16 protein-coding genes and 2 tRNA genes are annotated in these 22,700 nt (G+C 65.5%); 9 read left to right on the plus strand and 9 right to left on the minus strand.

Features of this window, described 5'->3' with window-relative positions; translation table 11 throughout:
- Positions 1-121: 121 nt before the first annotated feature.
- From AC1RQC_RS30100 to pgi, 7 genes are all read left to right on the plus strand, one after another.
- Positions 122-1,084 carry a TRAP transporter substrate-binding protein gene (locus AC1RQC_RS30100; protein WP_174424553.1) on the plus strand — a complete coding sequence of 321 codons (963 nt, stop codon included), beginning with the start codon at positions 122-124 and terminating at the stop codon, positions 1,082-1,084.
- Positions 1,085-1,253: 169 nt separating this feature from the next.
- Entirely contained in the window at positions 1,254-1,805 is a 552-nt protein-coding gene (locus tag AC1RQC_RS30105; protein WP_309405805.1) for a TRAP transporter small permease subunit, read from the plus strand.
- Positions 1,805-3,115, plus strand: a complete 1,311-nt coding sequence (locus tag AC1RQC_RS30110) for a TRAP transporter large permease (protein WP_253927291.1) — start codon at positions 1,805-1,807, stop codon at positions 3,113-3,115. Before AC1RQC_RS30105 ends, AC1RQC_RS30110 begins: the two co-directional genes overlap by 1 nt.
- A 22-nt stretch (positions 3,116-3,137) precedes the next feature.
- A complete protein-coding gene (locus AC1RQC_RS30115; protein WP_492807540.1) occupies positions 3,138-4,427 on the plus strand; it encodes a D-amino acid dehydrogenase in 1,290 nt (429 codons plus the stop codon).
- Positions 4,428-4,429: 2 nt separating this feature from the next.
- Entirely contained in the window at positions 4,430-6,049 is a 1,620-nt protein-coding gene (locus AC1RQC_RS30120; RefSeq protein WP_492885531.1) for an NAD(P)H-hydrate dehydratase, read from the plus strand.
- Positions 6,046-7,008, plus strand: a complete 963-nt coding sequence (locus AC1RQC_RS30125; RefSeq protein ID WP_492885532.1) for a DMT family transporter — start codon at positions 6,046-6,048, stop codon at positions 7,006-7,008. The genes AC1RQC_RS30120 and AC1RQC_RS30125 overlap by 4 nt, the downstream gene beginning before the upstream one ends.
- Before the next feature lie 238 nt (positions 7,009-7,246).
- Positions 7,247-8,881 carry a glucose-6-phosphate isomerase gene (gene pgi / locus AC1RQC_RS30130; RefSeq protein WP_492885533.1) on the plus strand — a complete coding sequence of 545 codons (1,635 nt, stop codon included), beginning with the start codon at positions 7,247-7,249 and terminating at the stop codon, positions 8,879-8,881.
- A gap of 12 nt (positions 8,882-8,893) precedes the next feature.
- Here the strand turns inward: pgi and AC1RQC_RS30135 are convergent, their stop codons facing one another.
- Positions 8,894-9,592, minus strand: coding sequence for an ABC transporter ATP-binding protein (locus AC1RQC_RS30135; RefSeq protein WP_492370655.1), 699 nt, complete (start codon positions 9,590-9,592; stop codon positions 8,894-8,896).
- Here AC1RQC_RS30135 and AC1RQC_RS30140 point away from each other — a divergent pair.
- On the plus strand, positions 9,591-10,274 hold the full coding sequence (locus AC1RQC_RS30140; protein WP_492885534.1) for an arylesterase: 684 nt from the start codon (positions 9,591-9,593) through the stop codon (positions 10,272-10,274). The two genes, AC1RQC_RS30135 and AC1RQC_RS30140, sit on opposite strands and share 2 nt — an antisense overlap.
- Before the next feature lie 72 nt (positions 10,275-10,346).
- On the opposite strand, the gene AC1RQC_RS30145 is transcribed toward AC1RQC_RS30140, so the two are convergent.
- The 8 genes from AC1RQC_RS30145 to mnmC form a co-directional block, all read right to left on the minus strand.
- Positions 10,347-12,296, minus strand: a complete 1,950-nt coding sequence (locus AC1RQC_RS30145) for a SurA N-terminal domain-containing protein (protein ID WP_492885535.1) — start codon at positions 12,294-12,296, stop codon at positions 10,347-10,349.
- A gap of 247 nt (positions 12,297-12,543) precedes the next feature.
- A tRNA-Asp gene (locus AC1RQC_RS30150) sits at positions 12,544-12,620 on the minus strand.
- 56 nt (positions 12,621-12,676) lie between these two features.
- Positions 12,677-12,752, minus strand: a tRNA-Val gene (locus tag AC1RQC_RS30155).
- Positions 12,753-13,034: 282 nt separating this feature from the next.
- Positions 13,035-15,446, minus strand: a complete 2,412-nt coding sequence (gene lon, locus AC1RQC_RS30160) for an endopeptidase La (RefSeq protein WP_043351692.1) — start codon at positions 15,444-15,446, stop codon at positions 13,035-13,037.
- A gap of 249 nt (positions 15,447-15,695) precedes the next feature.
- Entirely contained in the window at positions 15,696-16,970 is a 1,275-nt protein-coding gene (gene clpX / locus AC1RQC_RS30165; RefSeq protein WP_043345921.1) for an ATP-dependent Clp protease ATP-binding subunit ClpX, read from the minus strand.
- Positions 16,971-17,216: 246 nt separating this feature from the next.
- Entirely contained in the window at positions 17,217-17,867 is a 651-nt protein-coding gene (clpP, locus tag AC1RQC_RS30170; RefSeq protein WP_043345919.1) for an ATP-dependent Clp endopeptidase proteolytic subunit ClpP, read from the minus strand.
- 73 nt (positions 17,868-17,940) lie between these two features.
- Positions 17,941-19,302 carry a trigger factor gene (gene tig, locus AC1RQC_RS30175; RefSeq protein ID WP_441630808.1) on the minus strand — a complete coding sequence of 454 codons (1,362 nt, stop codon included), beginning with the start codon at positions 19,300-19,302 and terminating at the stop codon, positions 17,941-17,943.
- 223 nt (positions 19,303-19,525) lie between these two features.
- On the minus strand, positions 19,526-21,550 hold the full coding sequence (gene mnmC / locus AC1RQC_RS30180; RefSeq protein WP_492885536.1) for a bifunctional tRNA (5-methylaminomethyl-2-thiouridine)(34)-methyltransferase MnmC2/FAD-dependent 5-carboxymethylaminomethyl-2-thiouridine(34) oxidoreductase MnmC1: 2,025 nt from the start codon (positions 21,548-21,550) through the stop codon (positions 19,526-19,528).
- Between the two features lie 266 nt (positions 21,551-21,816).
- On the opposite strand from mnmC, the gene AC1RQC_RS30185 reads away from it, so the two are divergent.
- Positions 21,817-22,674 carry a 23S rRNA (adenine(2030)-N(6))-methyltransferase RlmJ gene (locus AC1RQC_RS30185; RefSeq protein WP_043345913.1) on the plus strand — a complete coding sequence of 286 codons (858 nt, stop codon included), beginning with the start codon at positions 21,817-21,819 and terminating at the stop codon, positions 22,672-22,674.
- Positions 22,675-22,700: the final 26 nt, after the last annotated feature.

The following is a 22,700-nucleotide window of genomic DNA, read 5'->3' on the forward strand; positions in this document are numbered from 1 at the left end:
CCCGCGCCACCCCTGAGCCAGGTGGCGCGGGCAAGACGACTTCAGAACAAAATCCAAGACAAACGTAGCCGCAACGACAAACCAGGAGAGATCGATGCAAGGGAAGGCCACACTGAAGTGCATGTTGCTGGGCGGGGTGCTTGCCACCGCTGCCGTGATGACGTCGGCCGCGCGGGCGGATACCAAATGGGACCTGCCAACCGGCTACCCGGTGAGCAACCTCCACACCGAAAACCTGCAGCAGATGGCCACCGACGTGGAGAAGGCCACCGGCGGCAAGCTCAAGATCGTGATCCATCCCAACGGCTCACTGCTCAAGGCCAACGAGATCAAGCGCGGCGTGCAGACCGGCCAGGTGCAGATGGGCGAGATCCTGATGTCGCTGCTGGCCAACGAGAACCCGGTGTTCGGCGTGGACGCGGTGCCCTTCCTCGCGACCAGCTACCAGGACTCCTACAAGCTGTGGCAGGCCTCGCGCGCGGTCACTGACAAGGTGCTGGACAAGCAAGGCATGAAGCTGCTGTACGCGGTGGCCTGGCCGCCGCAAGGCATCTACGCCAACAAGCCGATCAACACCGCGGCCGACATGAAAGGCCTGAAGTGGCGCGCGTATAACCCCGCCACCTCCAAGATCGCCGAACTGGTGGGCGCACAGCCGGTGACCATCCAGGCAGCCGACCTGGCGCAGGCGCTCGCCACCGGCACCGTCAATTCATTCATGTCCTCGGGCGCCACGGGCGTGGACACCAAGGTCTGGGAGAGCGTGAAGTACTTCTACACCGTCGATGCCTGGCTGCCCAAGAACATGCTGGTGGTCAGCAAGAAGTCCTTCGCGGCGCTGGACAAGCCAACCCAGGATGCCCTGCTCAAGACGGTGGCCGAAGCCGAGAAGCGCGGCTGGCAGATCTCGGAGCAAAAGACGCGTGAATACCTGGCCGTGCTTGGCAAGAACGGCATGACGGTGCAGCCGCCCTCGCCCCAGTTGAAGCAAGACATGCAGAAGCTTGGCCAGGTGATGGTGGAAGATTGGGCCAAGGGCGCCGGCGACGACGGCAAGGCCATCCTGGACGCATACAAGAAGTAGGCGTTTCCGTCATTGCCATAGTTGGCGCTGTAGTTGGCGCCGTAGTCAGTGCTCTAGCGAGAATCAAGCGATCCGTATCCGGCCACGGCGGCGTTGCACGCCGGCGTGGCCCTGCTGCCGCAAGCCTCCCGCGCCCTCTTTTTCACCGCATCAACCCTCCCCACTCGCCATGGAAGCCACTTCCGTCAACAAGCGCTGGCTGGACCGGCTGCTTGACCTGTTCGCCGTGCTCGGCGCGCTGTGCATCCTCGGGGTCTGCCTCATCATGATCCTGATGTCGTTCTCGCGCGAGACCACGTTTATCTTCAAGGGCGGCGACGACATCGTTGCGTGGCTGTGCGCCGCCTCCGCCTTTCTCGTACTTGGCCAGACCTTCCAGCACGGCGGCATCGTGCGCGTGGAAATGCTGCTGGAGGCCGTCAAGCCGCGCGTGCGCTGGTGGCTGGAGCTGATCTCGCTGACCATCTGCGCGGTGTTCGCTGCCTACGCGACCTGGGCCTTGTTCAGCTTCGCCTGGGCGAGCTGGGAGATCGGCGATGTGTCGCAGGGCCAGATCGTGGTGCCGCTGTGGATTCCGCAGAGCTTTGCGGTGCTGGGCTGCGCCGGCTTCATGCTGGCGGTGCTGGACGAACTGTTGCGCGTGGCGCGCAAGCAAAAGCCGCGCTACCAGCTGGCGCAGGAAGCCAAGCTGGCCGCCGGCGACTTCGGGGAGACCGTCTGATGAGCACCGTCCTGATTTCCCTGATCCTGCTGGTGGTGATGATCGGCTTCCTGGTCATCGGCGCGTGGATTCCCGTGGCCATTGCCGTCACCTCCTGGGTGGGGCTGGTGGTGTTTGCCGATCGCGATGCGCTGGTCAACCTGGCCAATGCGTGGTGGTCGTCCAGCGCGTCGTATACGCTGGCCTCGCTGCCGCTCTTTGTGTGGATGGGCGAGATACTGTTTCGCACCAAGCTGTCCGAGCAGATGTTCAACGGGCTCTCGCCGTGGTTGAACTGGCTCCCCGGGCGCCTGATGCACGTCAACATCCTGGGCTGCGGCATCTTCGGCTCGGTGTCGGGCTCGTCTGCCGCCACCTGCGCCACCATCGCCAAGTCGGCGTTGCCCGAGCTGACCCGGCGCGGCTACGATGAGCGCGTGACGCTGGGCTCGCTGTCGTGCGCTGGCACGCTCGGCATCCTGATCCCGCCTTCGATCACCATGGTGGTCTATGCGGTCTCGGCCGATGTGTCGATCATCCGCGTGTTCCTGGCCGGTTTCCTGCCCGGCCTGCTGCTGATGCTGCTGTTCTCCGGCTACATCGTGGTGTGGGCGCTGTCGAACCCGGACAAGACGCCGAAGGCGGAAGTCTTCAACTGGCGCTCGCGGCTCGCCTCGATCCGCCAGTTGATGCCGTGCATCGTGCTGATCGCCTTTATCACGTGGATCATGATCACCGGCTACTCCACCGCCACGGAAGCGGCCGCCTACGGCGTGGTGGCGTCGCTGGCGCTGGCGTGGGTGGGCGGCTCGCTCACGCGCAAGGCGTTCTGGGAAAGCCTGATGTCGGCCACCCGGCTGACCGCCATGATCATGTTCGTGCTGGGCGCAACCTCGTTCCTGTCGGTGACCATGAGCTTTACGGGCATCCCGCGCGCGCTGGCGGAATGGGTGGCCTCGATGCACCTGTCGCCCTGGGCGCTGATCGCCGTGCTGACCGTGATCTACATCCTGCTGGGCACCGCGCTCGATGGCATTTCCATGATCGCGCTGACCACCGCCACGGTGCTGCCGATGGTGCAGGCCGCGGGCTTCGATCTGGTATGGTTCGGGATATTCATCGTGCTGCTGGTGGAGATCGCCGAGGTGACGCCACCCGTGGGGTTCAACCTGTTCGTGCTGCAGAGCATGACAGGCAAGGACAGTAACTACATAGCGCGGGTCTCGCTGCCGTTCTTCATGATGATGGTGGTGGCCATCGGCATCGTCACCGTGTGGCCGGAGATCGTCACCTGGCTGCCCGATGTGGTGATGCAAAAAGAGCTGAAGTAACTGAAGTAACCTACGGAGCGCCATGCATGTGATCGTCATCGGCGCCGGTGTCATCGGCGTGTGCTCCGCGTGGTACCTGCGCGAGGCTGGCTTCGACGTAACCGTGGTCGAGCGGCGCGCCGCGCCGGCGCAAGAGTCGAGCTTCGGCAACGCTGGCGTGATCGCACCGGGCTATGTCACACCCTGGGCGGCGCCCGGCATGCCGGGCAAGGTGCTGCGCAACCTCTTCGCCAGCACCTCGCCCGTGCTGTTCCGGCCCAGCGCCGATCCGGCCATGTGGCGCTGGATCGCGCGCTGGCTGGGCGAATGCACGCTGGAGCGCTACCGTCTCAACAAGCTGCGCATGCAGCGCCTGGCCTTCTACAGCCGCGAATGCCTGCATGCGCTGCGCGGCCAGCTCCAGATCGACTACGAGCAATCTCAAGGCTACCTGCAGCTGTTCCGTACCCAGCGCGACCGGGATCTCGCCGAGCCGGCGCTGGCCCTGCTGCGCGAGCACAAGGTGCCGCACCGGCTGGTCGACGCCGACGGCTGCCGGCGCATCGAGCCTGGCCTGACCACCGACACGCCGCTGGCCGGCGGGTTGCATCTTCCCGAGGACGAATCCGGCAATTGCCCGATGTTCGTGCGCCGGCTGCGCGTGCTGGCCGAGGCCGCGGGCGTGCGCTTTGTCATGGACTGCGACGCCAGCGCGCTGCGGCCGTTGCCGGGCGGCAAGCTCTCGCTTGACCTGCGCAGCACCGGTGCCGGCGATGCCCGCGGCGCGCGCGAAACGCTCACCGCCGATCGCGTGCTGGTCAGTGCAGGCATAGCCAGCGCCGCGCTGTTGCGCCCGCTGGGCCTGCGCATCCCCCTCTACCCCGTCAAAGGCTATTCCGCCACCGTGCAGGTCAGCGACGAGCTGCAGGCGCCGCTGGGCGCGCTGATGGACGAGTCGTACAAGGTCGCCATCACCCGCATGGGCAACCGACTGCGCATTGCCGGCACCGCCGAGCTCGGCTCGCGCAAGCTCGACTTGCGCCCCGCGGCCATCAACACCTTGCTCAAGGTGGCGCGCGACTGGTTCCCGGTTGCAGGCCACTATGGCACGGCCACGCTGTGGGCCGGCGCCCGCCCGATGCTGCCCGATGGCCCGCCGCTGATCGGCGCCACGGCCGTGCCCGGGCTCTACCTCAACCTGGGCCACGGCTCCACCGGCTGGGCGATGGCATGCGGCTCCGGGCGCATTGCCGCCGACCTGATCGCAGGCAATCGCCCCGGCATCGACCTGGATGGCCTGACCCCCGACCGCTACGGCTTAGGCCCACGCTGACCATGCAAAGCTCTGCCCCGACTTCTCCCACGCTGGCCGCTGCGCTGCCCGACGATGCCTGGCTGCCCCTGGACGCGGCAAGCGCCAGCGTGATCCCGCTGTACGACGTGGCGACCATCCGCCACATTGAAGCGGCCGCCATGGCCAGCCTGCCCGCCTTCGCGCTGATGTCCCGGGCCGGCGCTGCCGCGGCGGCCTGGCTGGCGCACCATGCGCCAGCGGGCCCGCTGCTGCTGCTGGCCGGCCCGGGCAACAACGGCGGCGACGCGCTGGTGGCCGCCACCCGCCTGCACCAGGCCGGGCGGCAGGTGCAGGTGTGGCTGACGGCCGAGCCCGATCGCCTGCCCGCCGACGCCGGGCGTGCCTGGCTGGAGGCGCGCGCGGCCGGCGTGATACTGCACGCCATGCCGGAGTCCGCCTGCCATGGCACCCTGCCGCCGTTTCCCCCGGACACCTGCGCGCTGGTCGACGGCTTGTTCGGCATTGGCCTGAACCGCGCCGCCGATGGCTTCACGGCGCAGTGGATCGCGCACCTTGCCGAATCCCGGCTGCCAGTGTTCTCGCTCGACATCCCGAGCGGGCTGTTCGCCGATACCGGCGCCGGCACGCCGGCGGTACGCGCGCGCCGCACCCTCACCTTCATCGGTGCCAAGCCGGGCCTGCTCACGCTCGACGGGCGCGATTGCGCGGGCGAGGTCGATATCGCCCCGCTCGGCCTGCGCTACCCGCCGGCCCAGTCTGCCTGCGCCACGGTCAACGTGCCGGCGTCGTTTGCATCGGCGCTGCCCACGCGGCGCCATGCCACCAACAAGGGCACGTTCGGCTCGCTCGCCGTGATCGGCGGCGGCATCGGCATGACCGGCGCACCGCTGCTTGGCGCGCGTGCCGCGCAGCACCTTGGCGCCGGGCGCGTGCACATCGCTTTCCTGGCGCAGCCCGCGCCGCTGATCGACCTTGTGCACCCGGAGCTGATGCTGCACCCGATCGCGGAGATCGAGCTGACCTACATGTCCGCGCTGGTGATCGGCCCGGGCATGGGCACGGCGGCGCGCAAGCAGCTGGCGCAGTTGCTGCAAGCCAGCGTGGCCGCCACCGAGCCGCCCGCGCTGGTGCTGGATGCCGATGCGCTGAACCTGCTGGCCGCGGACCCCGCGCTTGCCGCCATGCTTGGCGGCGGCCCGCCGGTGCGCGTGATGACGCCGCACCCGCTCGAAGCCGCGCGCCTGTCCGGCATCAGCGTGGCCGAGATCCAGCGCGACCGCCTGGCGGCGGCGCGCTCGCTGGCGGCCCAATGGCAGGCCGTGGTCGTGCTCAAGGGCTCGGGCACGGTGATCGCGTCGCCACCGGATGCGCTTGGCAGCATGTCGCTATCGATCAACCCGACCGGCAATGCCGGCCTGGCCACCGCCGGCACCGGCGACGTGCTCGCCGGCATGATTGGCGCCCTGCTGGCCCAAGGCATGCCAGCGCTGCAGGCCGCGCAGGCCGCGGTCTGGCTGCACGGGCGCGCCGCCGACCACCTGGTGGCGCAGGGCACCGGCCCCGCCGGCCTGACCGCGAGCGAGCTCTACCTGCCGGTGCGCGACCTGTTCAATGCCCTGTTGCGGGCGCAGCAGGCATGAGCAAGGCGACGGATGGCGGCGCCCGCCTGCGGGCCGCCAGCGGCTCGCAGGCCCGGCGCCAGCTGCTGACCGGCGTGGCCCTGCTGGTGCTCGGCCAATGGATCCTCAGCCTGCTGGATGCCAGCAGCAAGACGCTGACCCAGCAGGGCCTGCCGGTGGTGGGCGTGGCGTGGGTACGCTACGTGGGCCATGTGGCCGCCATCTTCCTGCTGCTCGGGCCGGTGCGTTTCCGCCAGCAATGGCGCCCCGTGAAACCGGGCCTGCAATGGCTGCGCGGGGGGATGATGCTGGTCTCCACGCTGGTGTTCTTCAGCGTGCTCAAGCTGATGCCGCTGGCCGAGGCCACGGCGCTGAATTTCTGCGCGCCGCTGTTCGTGGTGGCGTTGTCGCCCTGGCTGCTCGGCGAGCGCCCGAGCGCGCATGCGCGCGTCAGCCGCTGGAGCGGCGTGGCGATCGGCTTCATTGGCATGCTGATCGTGGTGCGCCCCGGCGGCGAGCTGAGCGGGGCCGGCATTACGCTGGGCTTGTTGTCGGCGCTGGTGTTCGCGTTGATGCAGATGCTGACGCGGCGCATCGCCGCGCATGACGCGCCCATGACCACCTTGATCCAGAGCGGCGTGACCGGCGCCGCCCTGACCACCCTGCTGGTGCCTTTCTTCTGGTTCGAAGCGGCACCCACGCCGCTGCAAGCCGTGCTCCTGCTGAGCACCGGCATCACCGGCTCGATTGGCCACTATTTTGTGATTCGCGCGTTCCAGTACGCGGATGCGTCATTCCTCAGTCCCTTCCTCTACCTGCAGATCCTGTCGGCGACGACCATCGGCTACCTGGCGTTCGGCCAGTTGCCGGACTGGATCACCGCGCTCGGCGTGGCGGTGATCTGCGTGGGCGGGGTGTGCGTGGCGGGGGGCGAGTCAGCGCTGCGGGCGGTTGCGCGCCGGCTCGGGCGCCCCGGCTGACGGGAGAACGGCGCCAGCGCGCGAAGGAATGCGCCCGGCGATCGATCCCCTCGGAAGCACTAATGCCGTCTTTTGCCGCCAAAACGCCGAGTCGTGCCAGATGGGCGCGTTATACTTGAGAGGCTCCTGACCGTTGCGCAAGGCCAGCCGGGCTGGCTGCCGGGGAGCAATGATATCTAGCCGAAAAACCAAGCTTGAAACGGTACTTCCGCGCTGTCCTTCAAAGATTTCCGCACGCATGCCCACAGACCTCCACGCCTGGCACTCACTTCTGCAACACCACGACGCCATTCGCGAAACGCCGATGCGCGAGTGGTTTGCCGCCGGCTCCGCGGAACAACGCGTCGAGCAGTTCTCGCTGGAAGCCGCAGGCCTGTATCTCGATTACTCCAAGAACCGCATCACGCCGCAGACCATGGCATTGCTGATGCAACTGGCGGATGAAGCCGGCGTGCCGAAACGCCGCGATGCCATGTTTGCCGGCGACCACATCAACGCCACCGAGGACCGCGCGGTCCTGCACATCGCGCTGCGCGCCGGCGCCGGCGCAGCGTTCAAGGTCGACGGCAAGCCCGTCATGCCCGCCATCCACGCCGTACTGGAACGCATGCGCGTGTTCTCGCAGCGCGTGCGCAGCGGCGACTGGACCGGCTTCACCGGCAAGCGCATCACCGACGTCATCAACATCGGCATCGGCGGCTCGGACCTGGGTCCGCGCATGGTGTGCCGCGCGCTCTCGCACCTGGCCGGCAACGGCCCGCGCATGCATTTCGTCTCCAACGTGGACGGCACCGAACTGGCCGAATGCCTGGACCGTCTCGACCCCGAGCAAACCCTGGTGATCGTCTGCTCCAAGACCTTCACCACGCTCGAGACCATGGCCAACGCCTGCAGCGCGCGCCAGTGGTTCCTCGACCAAGGCGTGGCCCAGGAGCAGCTGGCCAGCCATTTTGCCGCGGTGTCGACCAATGTGGAGGCGGTGCGCGCCTTCGGCATCGATCCGGCGCACATGTTCGAATTCTGGGACTGGATCGGCGGGCGTTTCTCGCTGTGGTCCTCGGTCGGCCTGTCGATTGCGCTGGCGGTGGGCTTCGATGCATTCGAAGACCTGCTGATCGGTGGCCGCGCCATGGATGCGCATTTCAGCAGTGCGCCGCTGGCGCAGAACATGCCCGTGGTGCTGGGCATGCTCGGCATCTGGTACCGCAACTTCTTCGGCATGCCGACCAGCTGCATGGCGCCGTACTCCACCTCGCTCGAATTGTTCCCTGCCTTCCTGCAGCAGCTGGAAATGGAGAGCAACGGCAAATCGGTGCAGCTTGACGGCCGCCACGTGCGCGCCCATACCGCGCCGGTGGTCTGGGGCTCCGCTGGCACCAACGGCCAGCACGCCTATTTCCAGTTGATCCACCAGGGCTCGCAGATCGTGCCGGTGGATTTCGTGGCGCCGCTGCGGCCGCCGCGCCTGCTGCCCGGCCATCACGCCAAGCTGCTGGCCAACTGCTTTGCCCAGGCCGAGGCGCTGATGCTCGGGCGCACGGCCGAGGAACTGCGCGCCACGGGCCTCACCGACGAGATCCGTATCGCCCACATGGTGTTCGAGGGCAACCGGCCGAGCAACACGCTGCTGATGGAAGACATCACGCCGCATACCCTCGGCGCGCTGATCGCGCTCTACGAACACCGCACCTTCGTGCAAGGCGTGGTCTGGAACATCAACTCGTTCGACCAGTGGGGCGTGGAACTCGGCAAGATCCTGGCCAAGCCGATCGAGGGCGAGCTTAACCATGCGGCAAGTGCCGCCGCCGGGCAGCACGACGCATCGACCGGCAGCCTGATTGCGCGCGCGCGCGCGGCGCTCGGCAACGCCTGACGCAGCGTTTTATCAAACCGGCGCGGTCATCCACTCGTCGCTGGCAACCCGGCCGGCTTCGATGGTCAGGATGCGCCCACAGCGGGCCGCCACGGAGCGATCGTGCGTGACCAGCACCAGGGTGGAACCGGCATCGCGGTTCAGCTCGAACATCAGCGCAATGACGGCCTCCCCGGTGGCCGTATCCAGGCTCCCGGTAGGCTCGTCGGCAAAGAGAATGTCGGGACGGGCCACAAACGCCCGCGCCAGCGCCACGCGCTGCTGCTCGCCGCCGGAGAGCGTGCGCGGATAGTGGGAAAGGCGCCCGCTCAGCCCCACGCGGGCCAGCATGTCGGCGGCGCGCTCGCTCACGCCTGCGGTCTCTCCGCGCAACTCCAGCGGCAGCATGACGTTTTCCAGGGCGCTCAGGTGCCCGACCAGCTGGAACGACTGGAACACAAAGCCCACATGGCGTCCGCGCTGCGCTGCCCGCTGGTCTTCGTCAAGCTGGAACAGGTCCTGCCCGTTGAGCTTGACGGTGCCTGTCGTGGGCAGGTCCAGGCCCGCCAGCAAGCCCAGCAGGGTGGATTTGCCCGAGCCGGATGCGCCCACAATGGCCAGCGTTTCGCCGGGCGTGACGGAAAACGACACGTCGTGCAAAATCGTCAGCGAACCTGTCGTGTCGGCTACGGTCTTTCCTAATGACTCGACTGCAAGAATGGATGAAGACATGAGCAAGAAGTTCTGGTGCGGTTGGCGAAAGCTGGCGCTGGCGGTGTGCGTGACCACGCTGCTGCCCGCGATGGTGCCGGCCACGGCGTCGATGGCGCGTGCGGCAACGCCCGCCATCCTGGTGCTGGGCGACAGCCTGTCCGCTGAGTATGGCCTGGCCCGCGATACAGGCTGGGTCAAGCTGATGGAGGCGCGTCTGCGGGCGGAACGTTTCGATTATAACGTCGTGAATGCCAGCATCAGCGGCGAGACCACGGTAGGCGGCAAGACGCGCTTGCCCGACCTGCTGGCAAGGCACCATCCGGCCGTGGTCATCGTGGAGCTTGGCGCCAACGATGCCTTGCGCGGCCTGCCGTTGCAGACCACCGAGGCCAACCTGCGCAGCATCGTCACCAGCGCACAGCAGGCCAAGGCCAGCGTGCTGCTGGTGGGCATGCGCATCCCGCCCAACTACGGGCCGGACTACACCGAACGGTTCTTCTCGCTTTACCCCAAGCTGGCCGGCGAGTACAAGGTCCGGCTCGTGCCCTTCCTGCTGGAGCAAGTCATCGCCAAGCCAGAGTGGTTCCAGGCGGACCGCCTCCATCCCACGGCGCAGGCGCAGGGCACGCTGCTCGATACCGTCTGGCCGCAGCTCAAGCCCTTGCTGAAGGCGCTGGCGGCCGAGACAGCTACCCGCTAGTTGTCCGCGGCTTTGCCATAAAGAGAAAGGCGCCCGAAGGCGCCTTTCTCTTTATGGCTGCGAGCGGCAGTATTACTGCGCGCCAGCGCCGCTGGCCGGACCCGCTTCCGTGGTGGTAGCGGGCTTGAGCAACTTCACCTTGGCCCGGTCCTTCAGGCCTTCGTAGAAGGCTTCCAGCTGGCTCTGGCCCAGCATCTGGCCCAGTTGCTGCGCCTCACCCTGGCGCTGCGCGGCATCCGCCTGCGCCGGCTGGCTGACCTTGCCGATGCGATAGATCGCGTAGCCGTCGGCGCCCAGGTCCACGCCGACATACGCGGGCAGCTTGGCGGTATCGGCACGCATCACGGCTTCCACCGCCTTCGGTGCCAGGCCGTCGGCCTTGGCGCGCGAGACCGTTACCGGCGCGCCGAAACCGTCGGCGCCGCCACTCTTCTTCAGTGCTTCGAGACGTTCCGCGCCCGCCTTGGCGGCAAGCTCGGCTGCCTGCTGCGCGATATAGCCTTCGCGCACCTTGGCCTGCACGTCTTCGAACTTGCGCACCGTGGCCGGGCGGTAGTCGACGATGCGCGCCGCCACCAGCGTGGTGGGGCCAACCTGCACGGCCTCGGTGTTGCGCTTGTTCTTGACGGACTCATCGCTGAACAGCGCCTTGAGCAGCTTCTCGTTATTGAGCGGGTTTTGCGCGCCCAGGGCCGGGTTCGGCTGGCGGGTCACGTTGTCGGCGCTCTGGATCGTCAGCTTGAACTTGTCGGCGGCCGGCTTGAGGCTGTCGGACTGCTCATAGACCGTATTGCCAAACGTGTCAGCCAGTTCGGTGTACTTCTTGGCGGCGAGTTGCTTGCGCAGCTCCACTTCCAGCTCGGTACGGACCTGGTCAAGCGGCTTGGTCTCGGCCGGCTTGATGCCGGTGAGCTTGATGATGTGATAGCCATAGTCGGTCTCGACCACGTCGCTGATCTGGCCATCCTTGAGCGCGTACATCGCGTCTTCGAACGGCTTGACCAGCGCGCCACGGCCCATGAAGCCGAGGTCGCCGCCCTTCTCCGCCGAGCCCGGGTCCTGCGACTGCTTGCGGGCCACGTCGGCAAACGTCTCGGGATGCTTGCGCAGGTCCTCGAGCAGCTTGGTGGCTTTTTCCTTGGCCGCCTGGCGCTCTGCGGCCGGGGCTTCCTTGGGCGAGCCGATCAGGATGTGGCTGGCGCGGCGCTGCTCGTCGGTGCGAAAGCGCGCGATGTTGCTGTCGTAGTAGGACTTGAGCTCTTCGGGCGTGACCGGCGTCGACGCGGCCAGCGCGTCGGCCGACAGCACCAGGTATTCGACCTTGGCTTGCTCGGGCACCGAGAACGCTGCCTTGTGGCCTTCGTAGTAGGCCTTCAGCGCGGCGTCATCCGGATTGACCTTGGCGGTGAAATCGGCCGCCTTGATTTGCAGCGCCTGCACGTCGCGCTGCTGGTCGCGAATGGCGATCAGGCGGTCCAGCAAGGACTTCGGCACGAAGGCGGTAGCGCCAACCGAGCTACTGAGCTGCTGGGTGGCCAGGTCAAAACGCATGCGGGCGTCGAACTGCTCCGGCGTCATGCCCTGCTGGGCCAGCAGGCCGACATAGGCCTTGTCGTCGATCGTGCCGTCTTTCTTCTTCGGCAACTGAGCGATGGCGGGAATGCTGCTGATCGTCTCGAGCAGGCGTTCGTTGGAAACGGTCAGGTGCTTCTTGGCCACCTCATCCGCTACCACGCGCTGCAGGATCAGCTGGTCGAGCACCTGCTGGCGTGCCTGCGCGCCTTCGAACTGGCGCGGGTCGTAGTTCGTGCCAAGCATCTGGCGCATGCGCTCGCTCTGGTCACGTACCACGTTATCCACTTCTTGCGCGGTGATAGCGCGGCCGTCGACCTTGGCGAGGTCGTGCGAGCTGTCCATGAAACGCGAGTAGCTCTCCACGCCGAAGAACACAAACGACGGGAAGACAAGCACCAGCAGCAGCAAAAGCATCAAGCGCCGGTTGTTGCGTACGAAATCAAGCATGCTGACTCAGGAAAAGGGTTGTACGAACGGCAAACTCCGGGATTCTATCAGGAGCGGCAGGCTTCACGCGATTTGCAGCCCTGTGGCTGCAATTGGCGAGCCGTATCTGCCCATGCCGTGGCGTGTGCTCCGGGACACTGCAAGCCGGAGCCGGCTTGATCAAGAACGGAGCGCGGAATGTGTGAAGCGATGTGATGCGCAAAAAGCAAAACGGGCCACTAAGGGCCCGTTTTGCTGACTGCTTGTTTGGCGGAGTGGACGGGACTCGAACCCGCGACCCCCGGCGTGACAGGCCGGTATTCTAACCAACTGAACTACCACTCCTGAATCGGTGTTGCAGTATGCCTCTGTGTGTCGGGCTTGTCTTGCGGCAGGAGCGATGGTGGGTGCTGAGGGGCTCGAACCCCCGACCTACGCCTTGTAAGGGCGCCGCTCTACCAACTGAGCTAAGCACCCGCTCTTACCGCAGCCGCACTGCATGCTGCAAGCATCGCCGCGCACATATCAGAGTAATTACTGCTGTTTGCGTTGCGAGGGCGCAAGTGTAATACAGCCTTTAGCGTTTTGCCAAGTATTCTTCGCAGGCATTTTTACAGGCCGGAAAATGCACCTGCACGTTGTGCAAGGTGGCACGGATAGAAGGCGGAACAGGAGCCAGAATAGAAAAACGCCGCGGGGGATACCCGCGGCGTTTCTCGTGTGCTACCAGCAAGCTACGGCAGCATCAGCGAGACATCATCAGTGATGAATCATCTCGACCTTGGCAGCGCCCTTGTCCGCCACATCGGCAGGCTTGGCCACTTCTTCAGGCAAAGGCTCGGGCTTGCGCTCGAGCGCGAGTTCCAGGACCTTGTCGATCCAGCGCACCGGGACGATCTCGATGGCGTTCTTGACGTTGTCCGGAATCTCCGCGAGATCCTTCACGTTCTCTTCGGGGATCAGCACCAACTTGATACCGCCGCGATGCGCCGCGAGCAGTTTCTCCTTGAGGCCACCGATCGGCAGGACTTCGCCGCGCAGCGTGATCTCACCGGTCATGGCCACGTCAGCACGCACCGGAATGCCCGTGAGCACCGACACCAGCGCCGTGGTCATCGCACCGCCTGCCGAAGGGCCATCCTTGGGGGTGGCGCCTTCAGGCACGTGGATGTGGATGTCGCGCTTCTCGAACATCTCGTCCGTAATGCCCAGACGACGTGCCCGCGAGCGCACCACCGAACGTGCCGCCTCGACCGACTCCTTCATCACGTCGCCCAGCGAACCGGTGCGGGTGATGTTGCCCTTGCCCGGCATGATCGCGGCTTCGATGGTCAGCAGATCGCCGCCCACTTCCGTCCACGCCAGACCGGTCACCTGGCCTACCTGGTTTTCCTTGCCGGCCAGGCCGAAGTCGTACTTGCGCACGCCAAGGAACTTGTCCAGGTTCTCGGACGCGACCTTGACCGTGCCCGTTTCCTTCTTGAGCAGCAGCAACTTCACCACCTTGCGGGCGATCTTCGACACTTCACGCTCGAGCGAACGCACACCCGCTTCCCGCGTGTAGTAGCGAATGATGTCGCGCAGGGCGTCTTCGTTCACTTCCATCTCGCCGGGCTTCAGACCATTGTTCTTGATCTGCTTGGGCAGCAGGTAGCGCTGGGCGATGTTGACCTTTTCTTCCTCGGTGTAACCCGACAGGCGGATCACTTCCATCCGGTCCAGCAACGGAGGCGGAATGTTGAGCGAATTGGAGGTCGCCACGAACATCACATCGGACAGGTCGAAATCGACCTCGATGTAATGGTCCTGGAACGTGTGGTTCTGTTCCGGGTCCAGCACTTCGAGCAATGCAGACGACGGGTCGCCGCGGAAATCCATGCCCATCTTGTCGATTTCATCGAGCAGGAAGAGCGGATTGCGCACGCCGACCTTGGCCAGGCTTTGCAGGATCTTGCCGGGCATCGAACCGATGTACGTGCGACGGTGGCCACGGATCTCGGCCTCGTCGCGCACGCCGCCCAGTGCCATGCGTACGAACTTGCGGTTCGTGGCACGCGCAACAGACTGCCCGAGCGAGGTCTTGCCCACGCCAGGGGGCCCAACCAGGCACAGGATCGGTGCCTTTACCTTGTCCACGCGCTGTTGCACTGCAAGATACTCAAGGATGCGTTCCTTGACCTTCTCGAGACCGTAGTGGTCTTCATCCAGCACGCGCTCTGCATTGGCGAGGTCGTTGTTGACCTTGCTCTTCTTGCGCCACGGCAGGTTGACCAGCGTGTCGATGTAGTTGCGCACGACCGTGGCTTCCGCCGACATCGGCGACATCAGCTTGAGCTTCTTGAATTCGGCGTCGGCCTTTTTCTTGGCTTCCTTCGGCATGCGCGCAGCCTTGATGCGCTTGTCGAGTTCTTCCAGGTCAGCGCCTTCTTCGCCCTCGCCCAGTTCCTTCTGGATGGCCTTGACCTGCTCGTTGAGGTAGTACTCGCGCTGGCTCTTCTCCATCTGGCGCTTGACGCGGCCACGGATGCGCTTTTCCACCTGCAGGATGTCGATCTCGCCTTCGAGCTGCGACAGCAGGCTCTCCAGGCGCTCGGTGACATTCACCATCTCCAGGATCTTCTGCTTCTGCTCGAGCTTGATCGGCAGATGCGCGGCGATGGTGTCGGCCAGGCGACCCGGCTCGTCGATACCCGACAGCGACGTCAGGATCTCGGGCGGGATCTTCTTGTTCAGCTTTACGTACTGGTCGAACTGCGACACGATGGCGCGGCGCAGCGCCTCCGTCTCGGCGGTCTCGACCGGACCCGGCGGCACGGGCACGGCTTCGCACATGAAGTGCGATTCGTCTTCGCTCACTTCGCGGATATTCGCGCGCTGCGTGCCTTCCACCAGCACCTTGACGGTGCCGTCGGGCAGCTTGAGCATTTGCAGGATGTTGGCGATGCAGCCCACCTCATAGAGGTCGTCAGCGGTCGGCTCATCCTTGGCCGCCGTTTTCTGGGCCACAAGCATGATGCTTTTGCCCGCCTCCATCGCAGTTTCCAGCGCCTTGATGGACTTCGGACGTCCCACGAACAGTGGGATCACCATGTGCGGAAACACCACCACGTCGCGCAGCGGCAACAGTGGCAAGCGGATCGGCTCAGCCGGGAGGAGTTGTGTTCCGGACATCATTTTCCCCAGTCAGTCATTTAGGCGTAAATTGGGTCTCATGAATCGATTGCAAGACATCCTTTGCACGCGATTCGATGCTAGTTGCAAAATGCTGCTCCCCGCACTTGCAAGACCCGTCCAAACAGCATACCCCCGTTTCCTCCCCTTCGTTTTACGAAAATGAAGAAAAAAAGCCGCTCGCTTTTCGCGAACGGCCTCTCAGGACTCGCTGCCGGCCTGGCATCGTCATAAGCGCCGGCGTTCGCGTCAGTTCGAACCAGCCACCTTAGGCTGTTCCTCGTACATCAGCAACGGCGGAGCGTCCCCGGTGATGGTGTTCTCATCGATCACCACCTTTTGCACGCCCTTGTAGTTAGGCAGGTCGTACATCACATCCATCAGCGATTGTTCGAGAATCGAACGCAGGCCACGTGCACCGGTCTTGCGGCGGATTGCCTTGCGCGCAATCGCGGAGAGCGCGGCCGGGCGGATTTCCAGCTCAACGCCTTCCATCGCCAGCAGCTTCTGGTACTGCTTGATCAGCGCGTTCTTCGGCTCGACCAGGATCTGCATCAGCGCGGCTTCGTCCAGCTTGGCCAGCGTAGCCACCACCGGGAGGCGGCCGATCAGTTCCGGGATCAACCCGAACTTGATCAGGTCTTCCGGCTCGACCTGCGGCAGCACTTCGCTGGCCTCGCGCTCTTCCTTGCTTTGCACCTGCGCGGCAAAACCGATACCGGTCTTGTCCGAACGCTGCATGATGACCTTTTCGAGGCCGTCGAACGCACCGCCGCAGATGAACAGGATGTTGGTGGTATCCACCTGCAGGAAGTCCTGGTTCGGGTGCTTGCGGCCGCCTTGCGGGGGCACCGAAGCCATGGTGCCTTCGACCAGCTTCAGCAGCGCCTGCTGCACGCCTTCACCGGAGACATCGCGGGTGATGGAGGGGTTGTCGGATTTGCGCGAGATCTTGTCGATCTCATCAATGTAGACAATGCCGCGCTGTGCCTTTTCCACCTCGTAGTTGCAGTTCTGCAGCAACTTCTGGATGATGTTTTCCACGTCCTCGCCGACATAGCCGGCTTCGGTCAGCGTGGTGGCATCAGCGATCACGAACGGCACATTGAGCAGGCGCGCCAGCGTTTGCGCCAGCAGCGTCTTGCCCGAACCGGTGGGACCGATCAGCAGGATGTTGCTCTTGGACAACTCGACGTCGTCCTTCTTGCCGAGGTGCTTCAGGCGCTTGTAGTGGTTGTACACCGCTACGGCCAGGATCTTCTTGGCCTGCTCCTGCCCGATCACGTATTGATCCAGGCTTTCGCGGATCTCGTGCGGGGTGGGGAGATCGGATTTGGCCGTGGCCCCCGCGTCCTTGTCGGATGCAGCAGCCTCGTCGCGGATGATCTCGTTGCACAGGTCGATGCATTCGTCGCAAATGAACACCGACGGGCCCGCGATGAGCTTCTTTACCTCGTGCTGGCTCTTGCCGCAGAACGAGCAGTAAAGGAGCTTCTCGCTGGATGAACCTTTTTTATCCGCCATAGGAATCAGTCACATTAGCAGTGTGCGTGCCGCAGTGCCGGAGCGCTGCGGGGATACGCTTCAAACGCATCATACGCCAAAAAAAATGGCGCGGCGGGTAGACCCCCAAGCTGTGGGGCAAAAGCAAAAAACGAGGCACAAGGCCTCGTTTCTGTATAGCCTTCTTCGTTGCGGCCGGGCGGCGATACCCTGAGGATCGCCACCCGACCCCGGCCCGGCCCGCCTTGCGGCAGCCGGGCCGGTCTGTCAGGCACGGCGGGCGAGCACCTTGTCGATCAGGCCGTAGTCCACTGCCTGCTCGCCGCTCATGAAATTGTCGCGATCGGTGTCACGGGCAATCTTGTCGACCGGCTGGCCGGTGACTTCCGACAGGATCGTGTTGAGCCGCTCGCGCAGGTACAGGATCTCGCGGGCCTGGATCTCGATGTCCGAGGCCTGGCCGCGCGCGCCGCCCAGCGGCTGGTGGATCATGATGCGCGAGTTGGGCAGCGCCGAACGCTTGCCCTTGGCGCCAGCCGACAGCAGGAAGGCACCCATGCTGGCTGCCATGCCCATGCACAGCGTGGCCACGTCCGGCTTGACGAACTGCATGGTGTCGTAGATGGCGAGGCCAGCCGACACCGAGCCACCCGGCGAGTTGATGTAGAGCGAAATATCCTTGTCGGGATTTTCGCTTTCCAGGAACAGCAACTGGGCGACCACCAGGTTAGCGGTCTGGTCGTTGACTTCGCCGACCATGAAAATCAGACGCTCCTTCAACAGGCGCGAATAGATGTCATAGGCGCGCTCGCCCCGACCGGACTGCTCAACCACCATCGGCACCAGCCCCAGTCCCTGCGTTTCCAGGGCGGAGGCCTGCGTGGTGGCCAGACGGTCAAGCAAATCATTGCGGGTCATGCAAGTTCTCCTGGAGTTCGGTAAGAGACAAGGCTGCGGCCAACGCGCCACGCGCGCCGGCCACGGGCCAGGCTCAGGCCTGCTGAGGCTGGTTGTTGCCTTCGGCAGTCAGTTCCTCGAAGGACACCGTCTTGTCGGTGACCTTGGCCTTGTCGCACACGAAATTTACCACGTTGTTTTCGAGCACGTAGGCCTCCATCTCGGCCAGGCGCTGCTGGTCACCGTAGTACCAGCGCATGACTTCCTTCGGGTCTTCGTAGCTCTTGGCGAAGTCTTCGATCTCGGCCTTGATCTGGTCTGCCTTGGCGTCCAGGCCGTGAGCCTTGACGATCTCGGCCAGGATCAGGCCCAGCTTGACGCGGCGCTCAGCTTGCTGCGTGAACATTTCGGCCGGGATGGGCATGTCCTTGGCGTTGGGCATGCCACGTTGCTCCAGGTCGCGACGCGCCATTTCCACCAGGCGCTCCTGGTCTTGCTCGATCAGGGCCTTCGGCACTTCCAGCTCGCTCGCCTTCAGCAGCGCGTCCATGACCTGGTCCTTCAGCATGGCGTGCGTGCGGCGCTTGACTTCGCGCTCCAGGTTTTCGCGGATGTCGGCGCGCATCTTCTCGACGCTGCCGTCGGCGATGCCCAGCGACTTGGCGAACTCGTCGTTAACTTCCGGCAGGTGCGCCCACTCGATCTTCTTGAGCGTGACGGTGAACTCGGCAGTCTTGCCGGCCACGTCCTTGCCGTGATAGTCCTCGGGGAACGCCAGCGGGAAGGTCTTGCTCTCGCCAACCTTCAGGCCCAGTGCGGCTTGCTCGAACTCGGGCAGCATGCGGCCTTCGCCCAGCACGAAGGCGAAGTCGTCAGCCTTGCCACCGGGGAATTCCACGCCGTCGATCTTGCCGACGAAGTCCAGGGTCACGCGGTCGCCGTTCTGGGCGGCCACTTCCGCACCGCCGTCGCCGTGCTCGCCGGCTTCGCCACGGGTGTGGTAGTGCACGCGCTGCTTGCGCAGGATGTCGATGGTCTTGTCGACTTCGGCATCGCTGATTTCGGTCTTGGTGCGGGTCACTTCGGCGCCAGCCAGGTCACCCAGCTTGACTTCCGGATAGACCTCGAAAGTCGCGTCGAAGGCCACTTCGTCTTCGCTCACGCCGTCGGTCTTGACTTCGAACTTCGGCTGGCCGGCAACCTTGACGTCTTGTTCCTTGGTGATGTCGAAGAACTTGCGGGCAGCCTTGTCGAAGCGCACTTCGAACTCGACTTGCTGGCCGTATTGCTTCTCGACCATCTTCATCGGTACCTTGCCGGGACGGAAACCGGACATCTTCACCGTCTTCGACAGGCGAACCAGACGTTCCAGCTTTTCCTTTTCGACTTCGGCCTTGGGAATGGCCAGGGTCACCTTGCGGTCCAGTTTGCCAAGGTTTTCAATGACATTCGACATGGTCGTTGATCCAATCCAGAGTGTTGTTGTGTTCGTAAGCGCACCCCGCTCGCGTGCCCGAGAAGACACAGGCAAAGCGACGGCTAATGCCGATACCCGGCACGCAAACCGCGTCGCACGCAGGACACGCGCAAAAATTGGCGTTTCCAGAGCATCCGGGCGCAGGTCCACGCAAACGGAAAACGGGCATTATCGCACGGTTTTCATTCGGTTCCGGCAGTTTTTACCCGGGAACCGGCTCGGCGGGCACATCACCGCTTGCCACGGTCCCCTGGCGCAAGGCGCGCACCAGCAGGCGCGCCGGATCGATGGCCTCGGCCAGTTCGAGCTCGAGCGGCAATGGCTCCCCTTCGATCTGGCTGGCCAGCAATTCCGCCCCCAATGCGGCCCATGTGAGGCCGCGCGAGCCATATGCAAGTGCCGCGTAAAGCCCCGGCAGCCGAGGGATATCCCTTAGGCGTGCCCCGCTGAGTGCCGCGGCGTCCCGCGCCGCCTGGGCCTCGTCGGCCACGCGGCCGATCAGCGGCAGGCGGTTGTGCGAGACGCTGCGCACGCCCACATACCCCTTGAGCGTTGCCGGATCCAGGCTGGCGGCCGTGCCGGCAAGCGCCGGCAGCAACGCGGCGAGCCGGGCGAGGTTCTCGGCGTGCACCGCGGGGCGCTCGTCCAGCGCGCCGGATTCCTGTGCATCCGGCTCGTAGCTGGAACCGATGCGCGCGGTGCCATCCGCGGCGCGCGGCAGCAGGTAGCCGGTGCCGGTGACCACGCAATCGGGCCATTGCCCAAGGCGCGCCAGCTCTGCCGGCTCCAGTGTGGTGAGCTGGCCGCGCACCCGGTCGATCGTCATATGGCGCAGCGCGAGCAAGCGCAGCGCCTCGTACGCGTTGGCCACGACCACCACCGGCGCCGCGGCCATGACCATGCCCGCCGCATCCCGCGCCTGCCAGCCATCCGCCACACGCGCCAGCCGCGCAACGCGGCTGCCATAGCGCGCCGTTACCGCCGTCCCGGCCCGCGCCAACTGCGCGCGGCAGATCTCGGGCGGCGGCGCCCAGCCGCCCTGCCCGAACCACAGCCCGCCATGGGGCACCGGCGCGCCATGCCGGCTGGCCGCCTCCTCGGCGCTCATCCACCGCGCGAACGCTTCCGGAAAACCCAGGGCGGCCAGAGCCGCCTGCTGGATAGCTGCGTCCTCCACGCCCGCACCGGTCTGCAGCACGCCGCAGCCCTGCCAGCCGGGCGCATGTCCCGCCGCCGCCAGCCCCGCCCAGGTCCGCAGGGCCTGCAGGTTGCCGGCGCGCGACAGGCGCGACAGGACGCTGTCATCCGAGGACAAGTGCGGATGCATGGCGGCGGCACGGTGGGACGAAGTCAGCTGCGCCGGGCCGTCATGGGCATCGAACAGGGTCACGCGCCAGCCACGCGCGGCCAGCCGCTCCGTGACCGCGCAGCCGGCCAGGCCCGCGCCGATGACGATTGCATGCCGCTCGGGCCACGCGGCGGCGGATGGCGGCGGCTGCCGCCGCGTGCCGCGCATGACAGGGAAGCGCGCCACGGTCATCGGTGGCTCTGAGCCATATCCGGGTGCAGAACTGACCGCGAAGCCGGCGGCTTGCAAACCCCGCTGGAAGACGATGTCCGCCACGTGGGTGGCGAGCGTGGCCTCCGGGCGAGCCAGCCGGGCCAGCCGCTTCATCAATGGCGGCTGCCACATATCGGGATTGCGCGCAGGCGAAAAACCGTCCAGGTAAAACGCATCCGCGCCCAGCGCCAGCCGCGGCAGCACGGCGTCGACATCGCCAAACGCCAGCGTCAGCACGACCGCCCCGCCCTCGAATTCCAGCCGGTGCAGGCCGGGCAGCGCCAGCGGCCACGCGGCCCTCAGCTCGGCGGCCAACGGCACGAGCGCCGCCTGCGCGCCAAGGCTGACATGCATCGCGGCAAGCCCCTCGCTCGTCAACGGATGCTTCTCGATCGACACAAAGTGGAGCCGCCGGCAACGCTTGGGATCGTCTCGCCATGCCTGCCAGGTTGCCAGGAAGTTCAGCCCCAACCCGAAGCCGGCCTCCACAATCACGAACTGGCCGCGCCCACCCCAGGCCTGCGGCAAACCGTTGCCGGCAAGGAAGACGTGACGGGCCCGCTCCAGGCTATCCTCGTTACCGTGATAGGCCTCGTCGTAGCGCGCCGAGTATGGCAAGCCTGAGGCGGAAAATGCGGGCTCGGCGAGATCTAGGCTGCGGGACATGGACAAGGTAACAAGGTGACAAGGGTCGGGAGAATGGGAAATGCGCAGGACCGTCAGACGCGCAATGCACTGGAAGTGCATTGGGACCGGAGGATGGCGAAGGAGCCGGCAATCGGCAATCGGCAATCGGCAATCGCCCGCCAGGCGCGCCCTCCGGCATGCCGCCGGCCCGCCCCAAAGCCCGGCGATGGTAGCATAGCGCCCTGTGCCGCCGGCCCCTCCAGGCCGGCACCTGCACGCCCCGCACGCCCTTTTCCCGCCTCGCCATGCTCAGCTACCGTCACGCCTTCCACGCCGGCAACCACGCCGATGTTCTCAAACACGCCATCGTGGTCCAGTTGCTGGAGCAGTTGAGCCAGAAAGACAAGCCCTTCTGGTACATCGACACGCACGCTGGCGCCGGGCTGTACGCGCTCGATCACGCCTACGCGCAGAAAAAGGGCGAGTTCGAGACCGGCATTGCCCGGCTGTGGCAGGCCGCCGCCGCCAAGCGGCCCATGCCGACGCTGGTCGAGGATTACCTGGAACAGGTACGCACGCTGAACCCGGACGGCAACCTGAAGCACTATCCCGGCTCGCCCTGGCTCGCCTGGCAGATGCTGCGCGACGCGGACCGCCTGCGCCTGTTCGAGATGCACAGCACCGAAATCCAGGTGCTGCGCGACAACTTCCGTGGCGCCGGCCGCCGCGTCATGCTGTACGACGGCGACGGTTTCACCGGCATCAACGCCATCCTGCCCCCGCCGCCGCGCCGTGCGCTGGTGCTGATCGACCCCTCATACGAGGACAAGCAGGACTACGGCCGCGTGGTGCGCAGCCTGCAGGATTGCCTGCAGCGCTTTGCCACCGGCATGTACGCGATCTGGTATCCCGAAGTGCAGCGCCGCGAATCCGTGCAATTGCCGGTGCAGTTGAAAAAGCTGCCGCTCAAGAGCTGGCTGCACGTCACCCTGCGCGTCAAGCACCCGGTCGCTGGCGGGCTGGGCCTGCACGGCAGCGGCATGTTCATCGTCAACCCGCCGTGGCGCCTGAAAGAAACCCTGGAGGCAGCCATGCCCGCCCTGGTGACGATGCTGCGCCAGGACGACGGCGCCGGCTTCACGCTGGAAGCGCAGGAAAGCTGACCTTCGCGCCGGCCGGGCCGCGCCCG

It is taken from the genome of Cupriavidus sp. GW822-FHT03E04, from assembly GCF_058801495.1.

What these genes read in the sequence shown, in the direction of transcription:
- AC1RQC_RS30120 (WP_492885531.1), top strand. Translation starts at nt 4,430, where the DNA reads ATGCAAAGCTCTGCCCCGACTTCTCCCACGCTGGCCGCTGCGCTGCCC.
- pgi (WP_492885533.1), top strand. Translation starts at nt 7,247, where the DNA reads ATGCCCACAGACCTCCACGCCTGGCACTCACTTCTGCAACACCACGAC.
- AC1RQC_RS30135 (WP_492370655.1), bottom strand. Translation starts at nt 9,592, where the DNA reads ATGTCTTCATCCATTCTTGCAGTCGAGTCATTAGGAAAGACCGTAGCC.
- clpP (WP_043345919.1), bottom strand. Translation starts at nt 17,867, where the DNA reads ATGACCCGCAATGATTTGCTTGACCGTCTGGCCACCACGCAGGCCTCC.
- AC1RQC_RS30185 (WP_043345913.1), top strand. Translation starts at nt 21,817, where the DNA reads ATGCTCAGCTACCGTCACGCCTTCCACGCCGGCAACCACGCCGATGTT.
- AC1RQC_RS30140 (WP_492885534.1), top strand. Translation starts at nt 9,591, where the DNA reads ATGAGCAAGAAGTTCTGGTGCGGTTGGCGAAAGCTGGCGCTGGCGGTG.
- AC1RQC_RS30105 (WP_309405805.1), top strand. Translation starts at nt 1,254, where the DNA reads ATGGAAGCCACTTCCGTCAACAAGCGCTGGCTGGACCGGCTGCTTGAC.
- lon (WP_043351692.1), bottom strand. Translation starts at nt 15,446, where the DNA reads ATGTCCGGAACACAACTCCTCCCGGCTGAGCCGATCCGCTTGCCACTG.
- AC1RQC_RS30115 (WP_492807540.1), top strand. Translation starts at nt 3,138, where the DNA reads ATGCATGTGATCGTCATCGGCGCCGGTGTCATCGGCGTGTGCTCCGCG.
- mnmC (WP_492885536.1), bottom strand. Translation starts at nt 21,550, where the DNA reads ATGTCCCGCAGCCTAGATCTCGCCGAGCCCGCATTTTCCGCCTCAGGC.
- AC1RQC_RS30125 (WP_492885532.1), top strand. Translation starts at nt 6,046, where the DNA reads ATGAGCAAGGCGACGGATGGCGGCGCCCGCCTGCGGGCCGCCAGCGGC.
- clpX (WP_043345921.1), bottom strand. Translation starts at nt 16,970, where the DNA reads ATGGCGGATAAAAAAGGTTCATCCAGCGAGAAGCTCCTTTACTGCTCG.
- tig (WP_441630808.1), bottom strand. Translation starts at nt 19,302, where the DNA reads ATGTCGAATGTCATTGAAAACCTTGGCAAACTGGACCGCAAGGTGACC.
- AC1RQC_RS30145 (WP_492885535.1), bottom strand. Translation starts at nt 12,296, where the DNA reads ATGCTTGATTTCGTACGCAACAACCGGCGCTTGATGCTTTTGCTGCTG.
- AC1RQC_RS30100 (WP_174424553.1), top strand. Translation starts at nt 122, where the DNA reads ATGTTGCTGGGCGGGGTGCTTGCCACCGCTGCCGTGATGACGTCGGCC.
- AC1RQC_RS30110 (WP_253927291.1), top strand. Translation starts at nt 1,805, where the DNA reads ATGAGCACCGTCCTGATTTCCCTGATCCTGCTGGTGGTGATGATCGGC.